Genomic DNA, 5396 nt, shown 5'->3' with positions numbered 1-5396 from the left:
TGACTGATTAATGACGGTTGGTTGGACGGTTTTCATGGCTGGCTTCAGGAAATTGCAGACAAATGAAAATTGCAGGCTGGTTTGCATTAGCTCAGTTATAGGACTGAGCTACACCCAATAAAGTTTCAAGTTCTCTTAGTCTTTAAATCACTCGATGAATAATGAAAACAAACGTCCCTATGAGTTCACTATACTGTTACATCATGCCCGCGCTGGCTCCGACTATTTAGGCCAAAGATTGCACTTTGACTAGGTTTCGTAAATTTACGGTTTAGCTTCAGCGGACGTTATAGGCTAATGGTCATACTTAGGTATGTGGCGCGTATGTCCGTACTTAAAGGTGTACTTAAGGGCGTACTTAAAGGCGCTTAAGGGGACTGAGTTTTAAACAACCCTTAGGGGGATGACGGCAATAGTCGGGACTGTCGTTGATAGAGTGAGGCTGTCAATGCGTATTGCTGAATCCATTGATGATCATCGCTAGTACCTTGTATCCAGTGATCCAGGAGCGATATCCAGTGTACGGGTAGCTGTAGTGATTGCCAGGTTGTTTGGCTAGCTGAGGATAGATTGTTATAGGCTTCTGGGTGATGAATGAGGTAATCAATGCTTTGGGAAAGGGCACGGGCGTTACCGGCTGGATAGATCATGGCATTGGTACCATGGTTGAGACTGCCAGAAAACATGGGGTGATCGGAGGCTATGATGGGTGTGTGAGCCTGCAAACACGTGTTTAGTATGGCATTAGAATTTTCTGGTGATTCATGGCGACTGGGCATGACAAAAATATCGGCCTGACGGATAAGGTGCACCAGACTGTGGTCAGGGATAGTTTCAATAAATTCGATGTGGTCTAACTGTAATCGTTTAGCTTGGGTTTCAAATCGCTGGATGTCGCCTTGTCCTATGAGTTTGAGTTGAACGGTGTAGCCTTGAGCCTTGAGTTGAGCGGTGGCTATGAGTAAATCTCCAATGCCTCGGGTGGAAAGAAGGGGGCCTGCATAAAGCAGCTGTAGGGGATTGGAATGCGATCGCACTGACTTGTCAGTTGGCAACTGTTTCGGTTCAAATGTTTCAGCGCGGTTAGAGGGGGGCCAGTCCCAGGGAATCAATTTGTCTCGAAGCACACCTATTTGTGCTAGCGCTTCGCAGTTGTCTGTACCCAGGCTACCAACCCAGTCAACACCTTTATGGTTTAGGATTTTAGACAGTTGGTAGTTATCCCACCGCTGTTTTAAGCCAGGTTCTGTCAAAACATCTCGAAACATGCCAATACAGGACACTTGCTTGCGGATCGCCCAGCGAAAAAGCGCAGCATCGGGCACATCAAAGACCATGTGGGTGGGACAAAAATCTGCAAATCGTTTAGAGATAGACTCATTAGTTTCGGTTAAACCACTGCCAATGACCCGTACGCCTGTCTCTAGAATGACATCGTAGGGCTGATCTGAGACACATCCTAGAATACCGACTTCCTGTAGCTGAAACCCCCATGTGGTTAAGCCTTCTAGCATGGTTAGTTGCTCAGCGGTAAGCGTGCCATTGGCCATGCCATCTCGATAGGGCTCGGTTGCTTGAACGAAGAGTAAACGCAGGTTCTGTAGGTCCATAGAGGCAGCTAGATAGTTAGTGTTGGGGGTATTTAAGATAGTGAGCGATTGAAAACCTGTTGGATAGCTCTAGGAACATTCAACGTTAGAACAGTGTTCAACAACCAGTAAGGATGCAAATAGTGGGAGTATCATAGTCTCACTATTTGTTATCGCTTTTAATTAGCAATAGAAATATTGGTATATCTATTAGATCCTTACGAAAAAGATTTTTTCTATCCTGTCTATGTTGCAATCTTTGCTGAGTCTTTACACACTCTTTATGAGTATCCAATAGGCCTGTAGACATTACTATTTAGGCCATCGCGCTGCCATATCATACTGAGCCTACATTGGCCCTACATCGGTTGGTTAGGTTGTTTCTGTATCATCTATATCTCAGTAAACTCAAACTACTCAGCAGATTTACCGATGGGAGTTCAAGAGAGGCAGTCTGGATAAAGCCAGCTCTGCTCTAAGGCAGCCTAGGTTAGGTCTGGGTACTCTATCCATGGTGTTTATCGCAGATGCCGATTAAATCTGAATGATCCCAACTTATGTTAATGTCTGAAACCTCTGGCGAAATGACAACCATTTTGGTAATTGATGACGATGATGATCTTGCCTCGGTATTTTGTGATGTGCTGGTCACCCATGGATTTTCCACGCTGAAGGCAACGACAGGACAAGCGGGGATTCAACTGGCACAGCTGCATCACCCACAGTTAATCATCTGTGATGTTGGTTTATCGGATATTAGTGGCTATGGTGTGCTAGAAAGTGTGCGATCGCATCTCCCCACCACCGCCACACCCACCGCCATACCCATCGTCATACTCACAGGCCATGACGTCTCCGATACATTTCGACGTAGCATGGAGCAAGGGGCCGATGACTATTTGACCAAACCCATTAATTTAGATACTTTTTTACGAGCGGTGGAAACACAGCTAACTAAGCGTAAGCAATTAGCTCAGTGCTTTGCCTCTAACCTATCCGATGATGCTTCTCTGTCCTCAGTGTTTGCGAGCAACCTAGACGTTTTAAGAGAACAATTTAAAACTTTGAAGCAGGCCCCGTGGTCAAGCGTATGGATCATTCAGCTACACAATAGTAGACGGCTACAGGCCCGTTATGGCCACGTATTAGGTCAGCTAGTGCTCCAGGCGCTTGGACAACAACTGCGGCAATGGCGAGAGCATTGGCATCACTACGATCTATATATAGATACCCTGGGTTACCTAGGGACAGATCGATTTGCTGTTTTTTTGAGGGCATCCCATAAGCCATCGAACACGGTCTATGAAACTGTTATTGCCAATTTGAAAACAGCGTTGCAACAGCCCATAGTGGTTAATAATCATCGGTTGGTTCCAGATATTCGCATCGAGTCCATCAGTGAGTCAGAATTAGCAACCCTGGAAACCTTGGAAGCCGTTCTAAGTGTTTCAGCTCCTGCTGTTCAGACATCCTTGGCAGAACGGCTGCGACAAGCAATACAACAGAATGAACTACAGCTTTACTTTCAACCTCAGATTGATTTGAATAGTGGTCAGATTATTGGGGCAGAAGCTTTAGTCCGCTGGGTCGTGCCGGGAGAGGCACCCCTATTGCCAGGACAGTTTATTCCAGTGGCTGAGGAGAACGGCCTGATGCTACCTCTGGGGGAATGGATCTTAGAGGCTGCTTTACAACAACTATCCTACTGGCAAAAGAAACAACTATCAGGCATAAGTATTGCGGTTAACTTATCGGGGTATCAGCTACGCAGTCCCCAATTTGTTGATCGCCTGATGGCCATGGTTAACAATACTCAAGTGAGTCCAGTGATGATTGATTTAGAACTCCCTGAAAGTCTGATTATGAAAGATCTAAGTCAGGCTAAGCAACTGTTGACTGAGCTGCAAAATCAGGGCTTTAGTACCGCTATCGATGACTTTGGGTCTGGCTGTCTCAGTCATTTGCAATATTTACCGGTTAACATTCTTAAGTTAGATAAGTGTTTTGTCCGCGATCTGCATCAAAACAGAAGTAACCAGGTAATTGTCAGAGCCATTATGGAAATGGCCCGAGGTTTAAATATTTCTACCATTGCCAATGGTGTGGAAACGGCAAGAGAACTTTCTGTTCTCAAACAGATCAAGTGCCAGAGTATGCAAGGTTATCTCTTTAGCCCAGCACTCACCGCACAAGATTTTGAAATGTTGTTGTTAGAGTCATCAAAACGATATCCTAAACCCCATGTAGAGCCATTGCGTGCAACGGCTCTACATGGGGCGGTCTAAGCTCCTAAATCTCAAAGTCAAAATCTAAATAGATAAATACATCTTGGGGAGCGCTATCGTCAATGTCCACCAGAGGCACACCCAAATCGAAACGCAAATCTAGACCATCAATCGGACGATAGGTAAAGCCCACACCCGTGCCTAATAAAAAACGATCATTATTAACGGTAGTGCCGGATTTGGTATTCCATACAGCAGCCATGTCTAAAAATGGGCTGAGCAACATAGTGGGGGCGCCTGATTCGTCGCGTTGGATTGTGATTCGATCCTCAACCGAGAGCCGCACGCCGTTGTCACCAAAGCGAGCATTTTGACTATAGCCCCGTACTGATTGGCGGCCGCCAATCACAAACTGCTCAGAGCCCAGCAACGTATCGGTGGCGAACTGTATATCTCCTTGCAAAATTAGCAGATGATCTTGATTGAGAATTTGGGCTCGCTGTACCTGTCCCAGCCAGCTGACAAACTGGCTGTCAGGCAAAGGTGAGGATACATTAGTCGCATCTAACCAGTCCACTCCCAGGCTAAACTGCGATCGCAACGCCCAGGCCCCCTGCACATCGCGGTGTAGATAATCTTGGCCAAACTGGAGCACGCTGGCGCTGTTGGAGGTAAAATCCTGACCGAGCAGCCGGGTATCGCCGTCGCGATGGCGAAATCCAAACGAAAGCGCAAACTCTTCGCGGGGGGTGCGCACGAGGGGTTGACGGTAGGTAAGCTCATACACCTGGGCATCCCCTTCGATACTAAGCTCCGCTAGCTCCCGTGGGGAAATAATGTCAAATTCACTGGGTAAAAATCGCGCTGAAATGGTGCCGTTCATGGCATTGATCGGAGCGCTATAGCTGAGTTCGTAGAGATGGGAGCCGCCGGTAGTGGCTCGATAGGCAGCGGCGCGAATCTGGTCGCCGATGCCAAAGGGATTACGGTAGGTGGCATTCGCGCCCATACGGACTACCCCAACACTCACGGGCGAGTCGGTATCAAGGGTGAGGTGGGCTTCAAACGGATCGGCTTCAGCAATGCGTACTACCAGAATACTTTGGCCTAGGCCAGTGCCTGCTCGCAGGCTAGCTTCGATATTGTCAAGTAATGGATCGGCCCGCAGCAGCCGCAGCTGGTCTTCGAGTTCAAACTGGTTGAGGGGGGTGCTGGCCCCGAGTTCGATGCGCGATCGCACATAGTTAGCCAGCCGACCGGCCTCCTCAATGCGAATCTCCTCCAGACTACCCTCAATAATTTGCAGCTTGATGATGCCATCGGTAATCGGCTGATTGGGTAAAACAGCTCGCGAGGTAATATAGCCCTCATTTAAGTAGAGCTGGGTGATCGCATCTGCTGCCTGCCGTAGTTCATCAATGCCCAAGGACTGCCCAATAAAAGGCGACAACGCTGGCTCAAAGTCTGACTGATCAAATACGGTACTACCGGTCACGTCAAAGCCTTGAACGGTCACTGTCGGTCCCGTCTCTGGCTGAGGCTCCGTGGCATCAGGTGGCGTCACGGGCTCTGTGGGTAACAC

3 protein-coding genes are annotated in these 5396 nt (G+C 47.8%); 1 reads left to right on the top strand and 2 read right to left on the bottom strand.

Features of this window, described 5'->3' with window-relative positions; translation table 11 throughout:
- Positions 1 to 395: 395 nt before the first annotated feature.
- Entirely contained in the window at positions 396 to 1610 is a 1215-nt protein-coding gene (locus tag IQ260_RS27480; protein ID WP_193996262.1) for a glycosyltransferase family 4 protein, read from the bottom strand.
- Positions 1611 to 2152: 542 nt separating this feature from the next.
- Between IQ260_RS27480 and IQ260_RS27475 the strand changes: the two genes are divergently transcribed.
- Positions 2153 to 3874, top strand: coding sequence for an EAL domain-containing response regulator (locus tag IQ260_RS27475; protein ID WP_193996261.1), 1722 nt, complete (start codon positions 2153 to 2155; stop codon positions 3872 to 3874).
- Between the two features lie 4 nt (positions 3875 to 3878).
- On the opposite strand, the gene IQ260_RS27470 is transcribed toward IQ260_RS27475, so the two are convergent.
- A partial coding sequence (locus tag IQ260_RS27470; protein ID WP_193996260.1) for a ShlB/FhaC/HecB family hemolysin secretion/activation protein occupies positions 3879 to 5396 on the bottom strand: 1518 nt, incomplete at its 5' end.

Origin of the sequence: Leptolyngbya cf. ectocarpi LEGE 11479, assembly GCF_015207065.1 — a bacterium.
Taxonomy (GTDB): domain Bacteria; phylum Cyanobacteriota; class Cyanobacteriia; order Phormidesmidales; family Phormidesmidaceae; genus Leptothoe; species Leptothoe ectocarpi.
This window is presented reverse-complemented; position numbering and strand designations above follow the sequence as displayed.